13 protein-coding genes are annotated in these 14248 nt (G+C 70.9%); 8 read left to right on the top strand and 5 right to left on the bottom strand.

Going from position 1 to position 14248, the window contains the following annotated elements; translation table 11 throughout:
* Positions 1-349 precede the first annotated feature (349 nt).
* From K8625_RS12885 to K8625_RS12855, 7 genes are all read left to right on the top strand, one after another.
* Positions 350-1378, top strand: coding sequence for an ADP-ribosylglycohydrolase family protein (locus K8625_RS12885; RefSeq protein ID WP_223749561.1), 1029 nt, complete (start codon positions 350-352; stop codon positions 1376-1378).
* A gap of 169 nt (positions 1379-1547) precedes the next feature.
* Positions 1548-1952 carry a phage holin family protein gene (locus tag K8625_RS12880; RefSeq protein WP_141330309.1) on the top strand — a complete coding sequence of 135 codons (405 nt, stop codon included), beginning with the start codon at positions 1548-1550 and terminating at the stop codon, positions 1950-1952.
* Complete coding sequence (locus K8625_RS12875; protein WP_223782877.1) at positions 1949-2458, top strand: hypothetical protein; 510 nt, start codon at positions 1949-1951, stop codon at positions 2456-2458. Before K8625_RS12880 ends, K8625_RS12875 begins: the two co-directional genes overlap by 4 nt.
* A gap of 45 nt (positions 2459-2503) precedes the next feature.
* On the top strand, positions 2504-3808 hold the full coding sequence (locus K8625_RS12870) for a cytochrome ubiquinol oxidase subunit I (RefSeq protein WP_223749564.1): 1305 nt from the start codon (positions 2504-2506) through the stop codon (positions 3806-3808).
* The gene (locus K8625_RS12865) at positions 3798-4823 is read left to right on the top strand and encodes a cytochrome d ubiquinol oxidase subunit II (RefSeq protein ID WP_223782876.1); all 1026 of its coding nucleotides are present in this window, start codon (positions 3798-3800) and stop codon (positions 4821-4823) included. Before K8625_RS12870 ends, K8625_RS12865 begins: the two co-directional genes overlap by 11 nt.
* Positions 4824-5070: 247 nt before the next feature.
* Positions 5071-7863 carry a hypothetical protein gene (locus K8625_RS12860; protein ID WP_223782875.1) on the top strand — a complete coding sequence of 931 codons (2793 nt, stop codon included), beginning with the start codon at positions 5071-5073 and terminating at the stop codon, positions 7861-7863.
* A gap of 60 nt (positions 7864-7923) precedes the next feature.
* Positions 7924-8328, top strand: a complete 405-nt coding sequence (locus K8625_RS12855) for a DoxX family protein (RefSeq protein ID WP_223749567.1) — start codon at positions 7924-7926, stop codon at positions 8326-8328.
* Positions 8329-8334: 6 nt separating this feature from the next.
* Here K8625_RS12855 and K8625_RS12850 read toward each other — a convergent pair whose 3' ends face one another.
* The 3 genes from K8625_RS12850 to K8625_RS12840 all read right to left on the bottom strand — a co-directional run bounded on the left by K8625_RS12850 (position 8335) and on the right by K8625_RS12840 (position 10728).
* A complete protein-coding gene (locus K8625_RS12850; RefSeq protein WP_223749568.1) occupies positions 8335-8847 on the bottom strand; it encodes a hypothetical protein in 513 nt (170 codons plus the stop codon).
* A gap of 54 nt (positions 8848-8901) precedes the next feature.
* The gene (locus K8625_RS12845; protein ID WP_223782874.1) at positions 8902-9672 is read right to left on the bottom strand and encodes an SDR family NAD(P)-dependent oxidoreductase; all 771 of its coding nucleotides are present in this window, start codon (positions 9670-9672) and stop codon (positions 8902-8904) included.
* 81 nt (positions 9673-9753) lie between these two features.
* The gene (locus K8625_RS12840; protein ID WP_223782873.1) at positions 9754-10728 is read right to left on the bottom strand and encodes an alpha/beta fold hydrolase; all 975 of its coding nucleotides are present in this window, start codon (positions 10726-10728) and stop codon (positions 9754-9756) included.
* Between the two features lie 112 nt (positions 10729-10840).
* On the opposite strand from K8625_RS12840, the gene K8625_RS12835 reads away from it, so the two are divergent.
* Positions 10841-11743 (top strand): LysR family transcriptional regulator, encoded by a 903-nt coding sequence (locus tag K8625_RS12835; protein WP_223782872.1) that lies wholly within the window; start codon positions 10841-10843, stop codon positions 11741-11743.
* A gap of 332 nt (positions 11744-12075) precedes the next feature.
* On the opposite strand, the gene K8625_RS12830 is transcribed toward K8625_RS12835, so the two are convergent.
* A complete protein-coding gene (locus K8625_RS12830) occupies positions 12076-12543 on the bottom strand; it encodes a hypothetical protein (protein ID WP_223782871.1) in 468 nt (155 codons plus the stop codon).
* An 85-nt stretch (positions 12544-12628) separates the two neighbouring features.
* Positions 12629-14218, bottom strand: a complete 1590-nt coding sequence (locus K8625_RS12825) for a glucose-6-phosphate isomerase (protein WP_223782870.1) — start codon at positions 14216-14218, stop codon at positions 12629-12631.
* Positions 14219-14248 lie beyond the last annotated feature (30 nt).

The raw sequence follows: 14248 nt of genomic DNA, 5'->3' as shown, positions 1-14248 counted from the left end.
GTGCGCCATGCGCTCCGTGCGAGTCGCCGCGCTCAAGCTTCGGGAGTTGGACACGTGTACAGGTGTGCCTGGGCGCCCGGGTGCTCGGACTTGCCGCGCGCGTGCTGGTTGCGGTAGTCAGCCCACCCCGCGCACGCGTCGGCGGATGGGCTCGAACCAGGAAGGGTGGACGGTGATGATGGCGTGCGGCCTGGAGTGTGACGTCGGAATCGCTCGTGTGGCGAACGCGAGTGTGCTCCTCCCGCGCGAGTCAAGCCCCCACGCACGTCAATCCACCACGAGCTTCGCGCGTTTCGCGCGCTTCTCGCTGTCCGTCCAGCCCTGAGCCTCGGTTAATCTCCTCGACTCCATGCCGCTGACTCCCTCCGAGCGCCAGGACAGGTTCCATGCGGCGTTCGTGGGGCTCGCCATCGGAGATGCGCTCGGCTTCCCGCTGCGCGGCATCCCGCCCGCGAGCCTCGCGCGGCTGCCCGGGCTGGCGGAGGACTTCGCGCCCAGGCCTCGCGGCAAGTTCGCCAAGGGCCAGTTCAGCGACGACACGCAGCTCTTGCTCGCCTCCGCGGAGAGCGTCATCCGCGAGGGCCGCGTGGACGGCCGCAGCGCGGCGGCGCACCTGGCGTGGCTGTGGCAGGAGGGCATCATCCTCCAGCCGCCGCGCAGCCTGGCCGAGTCGCTCCAGCGGCTCTCCAGCGGCGTGCCGTGGATGAGCGCGGGCGCGCCCCTGGGCACGCTGTGCCCGTCGGTGCTCAGCCGCGCGCTGGTGGTGGGGCTCTTCGAGAGCGGCCAGCGCGCGAAGCTGCCGCATGACGCGGGCGTGCTCACCGTCATCACCCACAAGGACCCCGTCTGTGCCGCCGCCGCCGCCGCCTTCGCGCAGGCCGCCGCGCTGGGCATGGAGGAGGAGCCGCTGACGCCCACCGCCTTCTGCGAGCAGCTGTCGCTGGCGGCGGCCGTGCACGACAAGGGCCTGGCCGAGGAGGTGCGCCACCTGCCCCGCCTGCTCACGTGGGACACCACGCGCGCCCTGTCGCAGCTTCGCAAGGTGGGCGTGCCCCCCAGCGAGCTCAAGGGCGTGGACGGGCTGCCCGCGCACGTGGTGCCGGTGCTCTTGACGGCGCTGTACGCCACCCTGCGCGTGCCCCACGACTTCCGCGAGGCGGTGGCGCTGGTGCTGCGTTGTGGCGGCGAGGCGGACGTGGCGGCGGCGCTGACGGGCGCGCTGGTGGGCGCCCACCTGGGCACCCGCGCCATCCCCGCGCGCCTGCGCAAGGCCGTGCTGTACGTGGACAACCTGGTGGACACCGCGGACCGACTGTTCCGTGCCCATCAGGTGCGCGAGACGCTGGCCACGGCGCTGGCCCACCAGCGTCGGCGCTGAGGGGGGCCCCCAAGGCGAGCGGGCAGGCGGGCTCCACGCCCCACTCCCGGACGGGCTTCTCGCGCTCGTCCGCCCTGCCCACCTTGTCCGGAGGAGTGGGGTCAGGTGCGGCCGAGCGAACGAGCGAGCACCCGGGAGTCCCCCTCCGCGAGCGCGGGAGAAGGACGTCGTGGACCTCGAATCCGAACGCCTGGAGCGCAGCCAGCTGGAGTCACTCTCCACGGCCGAGCTCATCCGGCACGCTCTGGCGGAGACGCGCCTGCTGGTGCGCGCCGAGGTGCTGCACGCCAAGAAGGAGCTGCGCGACGAGCTGAAGGCCGCGCGCACCGCGGGCATCTTGATGGGCGCGGGCGCCGTGCTGGCGCTCACGTCGCTGGCGGTGCTCTTCGTGGCGCTGGGGCTGGCGCTGCCCCTGGGCGCGGCGCTGGGCGTGCTGCTGGTGGGCGTGGTGCTGCTCGCCGTCGCCGGCGGGATGCTCTTCATGGGCACCAGGCGCCTGCCGAAGAAGCCGCTGGCGCACACCCAGGAGCGCCTGAAGCTCGACTACCAGCTCACGCGGGAGACGCTGCAATGAACGACAACGGCCGGAGCGGCAACGAGCTGGCGGAGCGTCAGCAGCACGTCGACCATCGCATCACCCGTGGCATGGATGACCGCAAGCAGGTGGAGCAGACCGCGGACCGCATCCGCGACGAGCTCCTGCTGACGCTCGAGGAGCTGGACCGGCGCCGAGGGCGGATGCTCGACGTGCGCTACCAGGTGCAGCAGCACTCCAGCGCGCTCGTCGCCGCGGGCGCCGTGGCCATGGTGCTGGTGGGCTCGGGCGTGGGCCTGGCCCTCTACCGCGCGCGCCGCCGCGACGAAATCCTGCGCAAGAAGCGCCGCAAGGCCCTGCAGCGCGCCTGGGAGAACCCGGACCAGGTCGCCTCCAGCGCGAAGGAGCGCCCCATCGGCGTGGAGCTGGGACGCAAGCTGGTCCTCATCTTCGCCACCGCGCTGGCCACCGCCGTCGCCAAGAACTCCGTGCAGACGCTCGTGCCTGCTCGCCAGCCTCCGAGCCCCGCTTCGTTGCCTGAGTAGAATCTCTAAATGCGCCGGAAATACATATAACGCATTCTGATGTGCATGACGGACCTGCTCTATGCGCGGGCGCAGATGGGGCTGTCGCTCGGCTTTCACATCGTCTTCGCGGCGGCGGGCGTGGCGTTGCCGGTGCTCATGGTGTTGAGCGACTGGAAGGCGCGGCGCACCGGTGACGCGGACTACGTGAAGCTGAGCCAGAAGCTGGCGAAGGGGACGGCCATCCTCTTCGCGGTGGGCGCGGTGAGCGGGACGATGTTGTCCTTCGAATTGGGCCTGCTGTGGCCGGAGTTCATGGGCCGCTACGGCGAGGTGATTGGCCTGCCCTTCAGCCTGGAGGGCGTGGCCTTCTTCACCGAGGCCATCTTCCTGGGCATCTACCTGTACGGCCGCCAGCGGGTGTCGCCGAACCTCCACCTGTTCTCCGGCGTCATGGTGGCCTTGAGCGGCGCGGCGAGCGCGTTCTTCGTCACGCTGGTCAACGTCTTCATGAACGACCCGTCGGGCTTCGTGGCCACGCCCGACGGTCCCACGAACATCCAGCCGCTGGTGGCGATGTTCAGTCCGGGCTGGCCGTACCAGACGGCGCACGTGCTGCTGTCCTGCTATCAGGCGAGCGCGTTCGCCATGGCGGGCATCCACGCGTTCGTGCTGCTGCGCCATCCAGGCGCGGCGTTCCATCGCAAGGCGCTGTCGGTGGCGCTGCCGCTCGCGTGTGTCACCGCGCTGCTCCAGCCGCTGGTGGGGGACCTGTCCGCCAAGCACGTCGCGAAGGCGCAGCCGGTGAAGCTCGCGGCGATGGAGGGGCACTTCGAGACGGAGCGCGGCGCGCCGCTGCGCCTGGGCGGCGTGGAGGTCCCCAAGGCCCTGTCCATCCTGGCCTTTGGAGATCCACACGCGGAGGTGAAGGGGCTCAACGAGTTCCCGAAGGACACGTGGCCCCCGGTGGCCAAGGTGCACGGGGCCTTCCAGGTGATGGTGGGCACGGGCTCGCTGATGGCGCTGCTCGCGCTGGTGACGCTCGTGCACCGGTGGCGAAAGAAGGCGTGGCCCTCGGGGCGGAAGATGATGCGGGCGTGGCTCGTGTCGGGGCCGCTGGGGTTGGTGGCGCTGGAGGCGGGGTGGCTCGTCACCGAGTGGGGACGGCAGCCCTGGATTGTCCGCGGGGTCATGCGCACCGCGGAGGCGGTGACCCCCGTGCCGCATCTGGCCGCGCCGTTCTGGACCTTCACCGCCGTGTATCTGTTCCTCGGCGTGGTGGTGGTGTCGCTGCTCCTGAGCCAGGTGGCGGGCACGCTGCCGGGGCGCGAGGAGAAGCACGACGAGGGAGGCGAGGCCCATGTCCACTGACGTCCTGCTCGGCTTCCTGATGGCGGGGACCTTCGTCCTCTACGCGCTCTTCGGCGGCGCGGACTTCGGCGGCGGTGTGTGGGACTTGCTGGCCTTCGGGCCGCGCAAGGCGGAGCAGCGCGCGCTCATTGCCCGGGCGATGGGCCCGGTGTGGGAGGTGAACCACGTCTGGCTCATCGTCGGGCTGGTGCTGCTGTTCGCGGGCTTCCCGCGCGCCTTCGCCGCGCTGAGCGTGGCGCTGCATGTCCCGCTGACGCTGCTGTTGCTCGGCATCGTGTTCCGGGGCGCGGCGTTCACCTTCCGCACCTATGACACGCGAGGGGACGCGGCCCAGCGCAGGTGGGGGCTCGTCTTCAGCGGGGCGAGCGTCGTGGCGCCGCTGCTGCTCGGCATGTGCGTGGGCGCGGTGGTGAGCGGCTCCATCCGCGTGGAGGGGCGCGTGGTGGTGAGCGGCTTCTTCGCCTCGTGGCTGTCGCCCTTCGCGTGGGCGGTGGGCGTGCTCGCCCTGTCCCTCTTCGCCTTCCTGGCGGCGGTGTACCTGACGCACGAGTCCTCCACGCCAGGGCTGCGCGAGGACTTCCGTGCGCGCGCGCTCGGCGCGGGCGTGGCCGTCTTCGTGGCGGCGGTGCTCGTGCTGGTGCTGGCGCGCGACGGTGCGCCCCGGGTCTGGGAGGGGCTGTCCCGCTCACCCTTCGCGCTGGCGCTGCACGCGGCCACGGGCGTGTCGGCGGCGGCCGCCTTCGCGCTCCTGTGGACGCGGCGCTTCGCGTGGGCACGGCTGGCGGCGGCGCTCCAGGCGGGGCTCATCGTCCTGGGCTGGGCCGCGTCCCAGTATCCCTACCTGGTGGTGCCGGACATCACCCTGCGGGCCGCGGCGGCGAGCCCTGGCACCTTGAAGCTGCTGCTCGTCGCCATCGGCGTGGGCGCGCTCATCGTCATCCCCTCCGTCGTCCTCCTCTTCCGGGTCTTCCGCCCCCGACCCGAGGGCATGTCCGCTCCACACCTCCAGGGGTGAGACAGAAAAATCCCGTCTCGTTGGAGTGTCCGAGTGGGAGGTCCGCGCCGGGTGTCTGTCTTTGCTCGGCGTGAATGACGCCCCGCATCCTTTTCCAGGCCGCTCGAATCTTTGGCTCCCGAGGTGAAACATCTCGTGAGGGCGGATGTGGTTTTTGTGTTTTCTCACGCAAGGAGTTGCAACCGCGGCGTTGATGAATGCATGACAGAAAGAAGCACCGCTTCTTCCTGACGTGGAGGTCGCCGATATGGGTGTCGTCCGTCGCGCGGTCGTGTCGCTGTGCTTCGTCGCGCTCCTGCTCCCGGGGATGTCTCACGCGAGTGAGTCCTTCGTGAATTGGGAGACCCCCCATGTGCACCCGCTGGATTTGACTCCTGACGGTAGATTGCTGTTGGCGGTGAACACGGCGGACAACCGGCTGCTGGTGTTCGACACGACGTCGCGCAAGGGATTGGCGCTGTTGGCGTCCATCCCCGTGGGATTGGACCCGGTGTCGGTGCGGGCCAGGAGCAACACCGAGGCCTGGGTGGTGAACCACGTCTCGGACAGCGTCAGCATCGTCGACCTGCGACGCGCCACCGTGACGGCCACCGTGCACACCGATGACGAGCCCGCGGACGTCGTCTTCGCCGGCCGCCCCGAGCGCGCCTTCATCACCTGCTCCCAGGTGAACCGGGTGCTGGTGGTGGACCCGCGCCGCCCCGACGCGACGCCCCACCGCCTCACCCTGAAGGGCGAGGACCCGCGCGCGCTCGCGGTGAGCCCCGACGGCCGCTTCGTCTACGCCGCCATCTTCGAGTCCGGCAACGGCACCACCATCCTCGGCGGCGGCTCGCTGATTCCGGACGCGTACCCGCCCAACGCGGTGAGCGACGCGCGCGGCCCCTACGGTGGCGTGAATCCTCCGCCCAACGCGGGCACCTCGTTCGTCCCCGCGCGAAACCCCTCCAACCCGCCGCCTCCGCCCGTGGGCCTCATCGTGCGCAAGAACGGGCGCGGCCAGTGGTTCGACGACAACCGGGGTGACTGGACGGACCTGGTGAGCGGCGTGAATGCCTCCGCGTCCGGCCGCCTCCAGGGCTGGGACCTGCCGGACCGCGACCTGGCCATCATCGACACGGCGTCGCTCGACGTCACCTACGCCACGCGGCTGATGAACCTGAACATGGCGCTGGCGGTGCACCCGTCCGGCACCGTCACCGTGGTGGGCACGGACGCGCGCAACGAGGTGCGCTTCGAGCCGAACGTCAACGGCCGCTTCCTGCGCGTGCTGATGGCGACGGTGGACCCGCGCCGGCCGTCCTCCTCCACGGTGAAGGACCTCAACCCGCACCTCGACTACGCCACGCCCACGGTGCCTCAGTCGGTGCGCGACCTCTCCATCGGAGACCCGCGCGGCGTGGTGTGGAACGCGCGCGGCACGCGGGCCTTCGTGACGGGGCTGGGCTCCAACAACGTGGTGGCGGTGGGGCAGGGCGGCTCTCGGCTGGGACAGGTGGAGGTGGGCGAGGGCCCCACGGGCATCGTCCTCGACGCGGGGCGCGAGCGGCTCTACGTGCTCAACCACTTCGGCGCGAGCATCTCCGTGCTCAACGCGGACCGGCTGGAGGAGCTGTCGCGCGTGGCCTTCTTCGACCCGTCGCCGAAGGCCATCAAGGTGGGCCGCAAGCACCTCTACGACACGCACAAGACGTCGGGCCTGGGGCACGTGTCCTGCGCGTCGTGCCACGTGGACGGGCGCATGGACCGGCTCGCGTGGGATTTGGGCGACCCGAGCGGGACGGTGAAGGCGCTGGACGGCCAGAACCTGGGCATGGGCCTGCCGCTGCCGCCCTTCGAGGCGTGGCACCCGATGAAGGGCCCCATGACGACGCAGACGCTCCAGGACATCATCGGCAAGGAGCCGCTGCACTGGCGCGGAGACCGCGCGAGCCTGGAGGAGTTCAACCCCGCCTTCGAGGGCCTGCAGGGCGACGACACCCAGCTCACCCCGCGCGAGATGAGCGAGCTGCGCTCCTTCCTCGCCACGCTCACCTTCCCGCCCAACCCGTTCCGCAACCTGGACAACTCGCTGCCGCGTGACTTGCCGCTGCCGGGCCACTACACGACGGGCCGCTTCGCGCCCGTGGGCACGCCGCTGCCCAACGGAGACGCGACGCGGGGGCTGGCGCTGTTCCGTCCGCCGCGCCTCCTGGCCCAGGGGCTCTTCGCGTGCAACACCTGCCACACCTTCCCGTCGGGGCTCGCGGTGAGCATGCAGTGGAACGGCGCCATGTGGATGCCGCTGCCGAAGGGCGCGATGGGCGAGTCCCACCACGCGCTCGTGTCCACCGACGGCAGCACCAACGTCACGCTCAAGGTGCCGCAGCTGCGCAACCTCTATGAGAAGGTCGGCATGGAGCTGACGCAGAAGGAGAGCCTGGCCGGCTTCGCCTTCATCCACGACGGCAGCGTGGACTCGCTGTCGCGCTTCATCACCGAGCCGACCTTCAACCCGGAGAGCGACCAGGAGGTGGCGGACCTCACCGCGCTCCTGTTGTCCTTCGCGGGCTCGGAGCTGCCGCGCGGCTCGGCCACGGACATGTTCCTGCCGCCGGGGCCCGACTCCAAGGACTCCCACGCGGCGGTGGGGCAGCAGGTGACGCTGTCCTCGGCGACGCCCGCCCAGTTCGTGCGCGTGCTCCAGTTCATGTCCCTGGCCGAGCAGGGCAAGGTGGGGCTGGTGGCCAAGGGCGTGCGCCAGGGTGAGCCGCGCGGCTTCACCTACGAGGGCAACGGCGTCTTCCAGTCGGACCGCGCCTCCGAGAAGGTGGGCGCGTATCTGCTGCTGGCGGGAATCCGCCCCGGCGCGGAGCTGACCTACACCGTGGTGCCCGCGGGCTCCGAGCGGCGCATCGGCGTGGACCAGGACGAGGATGGGATGCTCGACCGGGACGAGCTGGACCGGGGGCGCAGGCCGGACCGGCCGTACGACGGCCGGCACCTCGTGGAGGCCGAGGGGGCGGGTCAGGTTGGCCCGGTTGCGACCGCGGATTTGTAACCCGTATCGTCGCGCGCGGGGGGCTGCGAGTCAGCCCATGTGCTCCTTGGAGGCGTGTGCATGAAGCTGAAAGTCGCGTACTGGGTCGTCACCGCGCTGGTCTCGCTGTCCGCCGCGGGCTCCGCCTTCATGTACCTCACCGACGCGCCGCCGATGGTGGCCGCCTTCGAGCACCTGGGCTACCCGGCCTACTTCCGGACCATGCTCGGCATCGCCAAGGTGCTGGGCGTGCTGGCGCTGTGGGCTCCGCTGCCGCGCACGCTGCGGGAGTGGGCCTACGCCGGCTTCGCCATCGACTTCGTGGCGGCGGCGGTGTCTCACACGGCCATGGGGGACCCGGCGGGCAAGTCCGCCGTTCCCGTCGCCATGTTCGTGCTGCTCATCACCTCGCACCAGCTCTGGCACCGCGTGTCGTCGGGTGCCGGCGTGGAGTCGGTGGCGCAGGTGCGGGCTGCCGGGGCCTGACGTCGCTCAGGGCGTCTGGGGCCAGGCGACGCGGGGCTCCTCGTCGCCCTTGGCCACCAGCACGCTCACGTCGTCCGCGAGGTCCTCCGAGTCGAGGGCCTCCAGCACGGTGTACACGCCGGCCTTCTCGTCCATCACCAGGCAGTACACGCGCAGGTGGCCTTCGCGCAGCTCGCCGCCCTCCACCTCGCCGTTGCCCGTCCAGCCGAGCGCGTCGGTGAGCAGCTCCTCCACCGCGACGCGCTTCTCCACGTCGTGGCCGGTGCCCTTGCCCTCGATGGGGTACTGGACGATGAGCGTGGACAGGCTGTCGGGCTCCACCTCGTCGTAGCCCTCCTCGATGAGCGGGCCGGCCACGTCGGCGATGGCGAAGTCGGGGTCCTCTTCCGGAGGCAGCGGCGCGTCCTTCTGCTCGCCCACCTCGCCGACGAAGCCCCAGTGCGTGGTGAGCACGCCCTCATGGACCCACGCCTCCCAGTAACGGAGGCGGTCGCCTTCCTTCTTGTAAAGCTTCAGCAATGTAAGACCCCAGGGGAGGGCCCTGCATAGCATGACGCTGGGGGTCCGCCGCGTTCAGAAGGCGCGGCCCTGTCCGCCGTCCACCGGAAGCGTGGCGCCCGTCACCCACCGGGCGCGCTCCGAGCAGAGGAAGACGACCACGTCCGCCACCTCCTCGGGGGTGCCGAAGCGGCCCCAGGGCAGCTCGTTGCGCACCATCCGTGCGACCTTCTCCGGGTCCGCCTTCTGGCGTTTGTCCCAGCTTCCGCCCGGGAAGAGGATGGAGCCGGGGGCCACGCCGTTGACGCGGATGTGGTGGCGCGCCAGGTCCACGGCCATCTCCTTGGTGAGCGCCGTCAGGCCCGCCTTGGCCGTGGTGTAGGGGGCGCTGGTGGCGTACTCGCGGCCGTAGATGGAGTTGATGTGGATGATGCAGCCGCCGCTGTTGGCGCGCATGACCTCCACGGCGGCCTGGCTGCACCACACCGCGGACAGGAGGTTGCCGTGGAGCACGGTGGACCACTGCTCGGCGGTGGCCATGTCGAACGCGCCCGCGCCGCCGCTGCCGCCCACGTTGTTGACCAGGATGTCCAGCGAGCCGAACGCCTCCACCGCCGCGTCCACCGCCGCCTTCGCGCCCTCCTTCGTGGACACGTCCGCGACGACGGTGGTGATGCTCGCGCCCGAGGAGCGCAGCTCCTTCGCGGTGGCCTCCAGGGCGTCCGCGCCGCGAGCGCTCAGGCACACCCGAGCGCCCTCCTTGGCGAGCGTCGCCGCGATGGCTCGACCGATTCCCCGGCTGCTCCCCGTCACGAGGGCCGCCTTGCCTTTGAGCTCCAGGTTCATGGGCCCGCGTTCTACTTCAGGGCACATGGGGGGAATGGGACGGAGTGTGGGGGTTGCACGACATTCGACGGCCGGGTCCGGTTACCGGGGGTTCACCGGCCGGGGCGTGAGGGCCTGGATGGCGAGCCACTCCACGGCCTCCTCCCAGAGAGAGGCGCGGGAGCCCTCGCGGAAGAAGCCGAAGTGGCCGATGGGGTGGCCCGCCTGCTTGGGCGTCACCCGGCGGTGGTCGACGAGTGCGTCCGCGTAGAAGCCCAGCAGGTGCTCCACGGCATCCTTCGAGGCGATGGGGTCGTCGGAGAAGCTGTAGGCCCGCACGGGCAGGTAGAGCGACGCGTAGGACTCGCGGCGGGGCTCGCCGCCCTCGCTGAGGAGGTAGTTGGGGTCCAGGCACCAGCGGGCCCACTGGCGGGCCACGCCCGCGGGCAGGTCCTCCACGGTGCCGGCCCAGCCGGGCAGCCTGCCGAAGGCGCGGGTGAGGGCGGGCGTCAGCACGCGCCAGTTGAGGGCCATGCGCAGCCGCTGGGGGAAGAGCTTGTAGTAGCCGGAGCCGGCGGCGATGGTGAGCAGCGCGGAGACCTCGCTTGCGTTCTCGGCGAGGCCGAGCAGCTGGCCTCCCACGCTGTGGCCCACGAGCAGGAGCCGGCGGCCGGGGAAGCGCTCGCGCACGGCGGCGATGGCGCCCGCGAGGTCCTGGCGTCCCCAGTCCTCCAGGGTGGCCTCGAAGCCCTCGAGCTTCTCGGGGCGGGAGCCGCCGATGCCGCGGTAGTCGAAGGTGATGGTGGGGAAGCCGCGCCGGGCGAGGAAGGCGGCGAAGCGCGCGTAGTAGCGCTGGCGGGCGCCGGTCGCGCTGCTGATGAGCACCACCGCGCCCACCTCCGCGCCCTCGTGGGGGAAGAGGGTGGCGGACAGCGGGTAGCCGTCCAGGGCCTGGAGGCGGAAGGGGACTCCGGTGCCCGGGCCGGTGTCCGCCACCGTCAGTCGCTCCTCCTGGGGGAGGCCGCGCACCGCGGGGCCCGCGTCCTGTTCCAGCATCGGCGCATGAGCCATGGACATGGTGTTCTCCTGTGTTTCAGGCGGGGCCTGCTTGGGTGCCGCCGCTTCGTCCTGCCCGAGATAGCGCTGGAAGTGCTGCGGGAATGCAGGGCTTTGCTGCACCATTGCAGGCATGGATATGCGATGGGACGACCTGCGCTACCTGCTCTCCGTGGCGCGCCAGGGCTCGCTCGCCGGGGCGGCGCGGGAGCTGCGCGTCGATGCGACCACGGTGGGGCGCAGGCTGACGGCGCTGGAGAAGGCGCTCGGGACGCGGCTGGTGCTGCGGGGCTCGCGCACGCTGGGGCTCACCGAGGACGCAGAGGCGGTGGTGGCGCGTGCGAGGGAGATGGAGGACTCGCTGCGCTCGCTGCATGACGCCGTGTCGGCGGAGGCGAGGGTGGAGGGGTCGGTGCGCATCGCGGCGACGGAGCACCTGGCGCAGGCGTTGTTCGCCGCGCACCTGGGCGTGCTGCATGCGCGCCATCCGGGGTTGAACGTCGAGCTGTTGGTGGGGACGGAGCTGGTGGACCTCCAGCGGGGGGACGCGGACATGGCGCTGCGGTTGGTGCCGCCGCGAGGGGACGCGCTGGTGGTGCGCAAGGTGGGCGAGATGGCGTTCTCGATGTACGCGTCTCGAGGCTACCTGCGGCGACACGGCGCGCCCCGGCCCGGGGACTTCAAGGGACACACGGTGCTCGTGTACCGGACGGGGCTGACCTCGGGCGAGGAGTCCGAGGAGCTCAAGCGGGTGACGGCGGGAGGGCGTCGGTTGCTGCAGAGCAACAGCACGTCGGCGCTGCGCGAGGCCGCGGCGGCGGGGCTGGGCGTGGCGTTGCTGCCGTGCCTCACGGGTGGGCGCGATGTGCGGCTGACGCGCGTGGGCGCGGAGGTGCTGGCCAAGCGGCCGTTGTGGCTGACGTTCCACAAGGATTTGCAGCGGAGCCTGCGCGTGCGGGCCACGGCGGACTGGGTGGCGGAGGTGTGCCGGCGCGAGAAGGCGGGCCTGTCCGGCACGGAGTCGCGCGGGCGCTGAGCGACGAGGTCAGGAGCGTGGCTTGTTCGGAGCATCATCGTGCGGACGCGCCGAGTCATGAGACGCGGAGCGCACGCTGCCAGGGCATGTAGCGGAGCTCCACTCGCGAGGGACAGTGATGTGCGGAGGCTCAGTGCGCGAGCGAGCGGCCCCGTCCCGAGGGCGCGGTATCGAGTCCTCGTTCGCGCCACTTGTGGGCACGGCGAATGGCAGGGTGCCCCCATGCATCCGCTGGGAGCAGGTGACACCCTCTGCTCGCGGTCGAGCGCTGACTCACCGGACCTCTTCGTCGAGGAGGCTCGACGACTGTGGGGGTCGGCTGACGAGCCTGCCTAGACCGCGAGGAGCCGTGAGACCTTCAGCAGCATGGCGGGGATGAGGTCAGTCCACATGCATGCCGCGAGATAGCTCCCCGCGGCGCCCAGGTAGCAGAGGCTCTGCGAGGTCGCGTTGTCCTTGTCGCGCTGAACGGCGCTGAGCCCGGCCGGGAGCGCTGCGCCGAAGCCGACGACGTACCACAACAGCCACCACGCCTCGGGGCGAGACTCCAGCGATGCCTTGACGGCTCCCGCGAGAATCAACCCTTGGACCGAGCAGAGGATGAACAACACGCTGGTGATGACGACATTCTCCGTCCGCCTCGCGGCCTCGGAGGTGGCGGCGTCACCGTCATGCCCGCGCGCGGCCTTCCGCGAACGAGCCGAGGCCGCCAGCGCGAAGGCGACGAAGCACAGCCCCACCGCATAGGAGTAGAGGACGTCGAACAGGTACGCCTTGAGGGTGAACCAGAGAAACGACATGGGTCTCCGCCAAGGGTTTCGTGAGGAGACGTCAGAGTCTCTGGGCCCGGTGCTCGAGGTCACCGGGCCTGCTCCACCACGAGGCTCACTTCACGTGGAAGCGGGCCTCCGAGGGGCTCGCGCCGCCCGAGCGCTGCACGCCGCGCCCGGGGTTCGCGGCCAGGTGCTGGAGCACCTTGAACACCGTCTCCACCTCATCCGGCTGGCCGATGTCCGCCGCGAGCTGCTCCGCCGAGCGCGCCTCCGCCTTGGCCTCCTTCAGCCGCGCCGTGAGCTTCTTCTGGATGTCCAGCACGCTGGTCGCGGCCTTCTTGCCCGCCTCGACGCCCGGCTGGTGGTACGCGTTGATGTGCACCAGGCTCGCGTACAGGCCCACCGCGCGCTCGTAGAGCGCGATGAGCGCCCCCACCGTGCGCGCGCTCACGTCCGGCACCGTCAGGGTGATGGACTCGCGGCCCTTCTCGTACAGCGCGCGGCGCGTGCCCAGGAAGAAGCCCAGCAGGTAGTCGCCGCTGGTGATGCCGCCCTCCACCTCCATCGACTCACCGTCCCGGTCCTTGAGGACCTCGATGAACGTGGCGAAGAAGTTCGGCACCCCCTCGCGCAGCTGCTGCACGTACGCATGCTGGTCCGTGGACCCCTTGTTCCCGTAGACGGCGATGCCCTGGTTCACCACCTTGCCGTCCAGGTCCTTCTCCTTGCCCAGCGACTCCATCACCAGCTGCTGGAGGTAGCGCGACATCAGGAGCAGGCGGTCCTTGTACGGCAGGATGACCATGTCCTTCACGCCGCGCCCGTCGCCCGCGTGGAACCACATCAGCGCGAGCAGCGCCGCCGGGTTCTTCAGCGCGTCGCGCTGCCGCGTCGCCACGTCCATCTCCCGCGCGCCCGCGAGCATCCCGTCGATGTCCAACCCCTGCAGCCGCGCCGGCAACAGGCCCACCGCCGACATCACCGACGTGCGCCCGCCAACCCAGTCCCACATCGGGAACATGCGCAACCAGCCCTGCTTCCTCGCGTGCTGGTCCAGCTCACTGCCCGCGCCCGTGACGGCCACCGCGTGCTTGCTGAAGTCGAGCCCCTGCGCCTGATAGCCACGCTCGGCCTCCAGCATGCCGTTGCGCGTCTCCTTGGTGCCGCCCGACTTGCTGATGACCACCGTCAGCGTCTCGGCGAGCTTGCTGCCCAGCTGCCCCAGCACCCGGTCCATCCCGTCCGGGTCCGTGTTGTCGAAGAACGACACCTGCATCTGGTCGTCCCGCGACGTCAGCGCGTCCGCCACCAGCTGCGGCCCGAGCGCCGAGCCGCCGATGCCCACCAGCAGCAGGTGCGTGAAGCGCGCCGCCTTCTGCGGCTTGAGCTTCCCCTCGTGCACGTCCCGCGAGAAGGCGTGCACCGCGGCCACCGTGTCGGTGATGTCCTTCGACAGCGCGGGCTCCGGGGCCAGCTCCGGCGCGCGCAGCCAGTAGTGCCCCACGCGGCGGTTCTCGTCCGGGTTCGCGATGGCGCCCTTCTCCAGCGCCTCCATCTGGCTGAAGGCCTCCTCCAGCCGAGGCCGCATCCGCTCCAGGAAGTCCGCCGCGAACCCCATGCGCGAGACGTCGAGGGAGAACCCCAGCGACGGGACGACGCTCAGATAACGCTGGTACCGCTCCCACAGCTCACGCTCGGTCATGGCTCCTCCTGGGGGCTCGCGCGAAGAAAA

The organism is Myxococcus sp. AS-1-15 (genome assembly GCF_020037055.1).
In the GTDB taxonomy this organism is placed as follows: Bacteria; Myxococcota; Myxococcia; order Myxococcales; family Myxococcaceae; genus Myxococcus; species Myxococcus fulvus.
Note: the sequence above shows the minus strand (reverse complement) of the source record. Positions and strands in the feature narration are given on the sequence as shown.

What these genes read in the sequence shown, in the direction of transcription:
- K8625_RS12885 (WP_223749561.1), top strand. Translation starts at nt 350, where the DNA reads ATGCCGCTGACTCCCTCCGAGCGCCAGGACAGGTTCCATGCGGCGTTC.
- K8625_RS12875 (WP_223782877.1), top strand. Translation starts at nt 1,949, where the DNA reads ATGAACGACAACGGCCGGAGCGGCAACGAGCTGGCGGAGCGTCAGCAG.
- K8625_RS12870 (WP_223749564.1), top strand. Translation starts at nt 2,504, where the DNA reads ATGACGGACCTGCTCTATGCGCGGGCGCAGATGGGGCTGTCGCTCGGC.
- K8625_RS12865 (WP_223782876.1), top strand. Translation starts at nt 3,798, where the DNA reads ATGTCCACTGACGTCCTGCTCGGCTTCCTGATGGCGGGGACCTTCGTC.
- K8625_RS12860 (WP_223782875.1), top strand. Translation starts at nt 5,071, where the DNA reads ATGGGTGTCGTCCGTCGCGCGGTCGTGTCGCTGTGCTTCGTCGCGCTC.
- K8625_RS12855 (WP_223749567.1), top strand. Translation starts at nt 7,924, where the DNA reads ATGAAGCTGAAAGTCGCGTACTGGGTCGTCACCGCGCTGGTCTCGCTG.
- K8625_RS12845 (WP_223782874.1), bottom strand. Translation starts at nt 9,672, where the DNA reads ATGAACCTGGAGCTCAAAGGCAAGGCGGCCCTCGTGACGGGGAGCAGC.
- K8625_RS12840 (WP_223782873.1), bottom strand. Translation starts at nt 10,728, where the DNA reads ATGTCCATGGCTCATGCGCCGATGCTGGAACAGGACGCGGGCCCCGCG.
- K8625_RS12835 (WP_223782872.1), top strand. Translation starts at nt 10,841, where the DNA reads ATGGATATGCGATGGGACGACCTGCGCTACCTGCTCTCCGTGGCGCGC.
- K8625_RS12830 (WP_223782871.1), bottom strand. Translation starts at nt 12,543, where the DNA reads ATGTCGTTTCTCTGGTTCACCCTCAAGGCGTACCTGTTCGACGTCCTC.
- K8625_RS12825 (WP_223782870.1), bottom strand. Translation starts at nt 14,218, where the DNA reads ATGACCGAGCGTGAGCTGTGGGAGCGGTACCAGCGTTATCTGAGCGTC.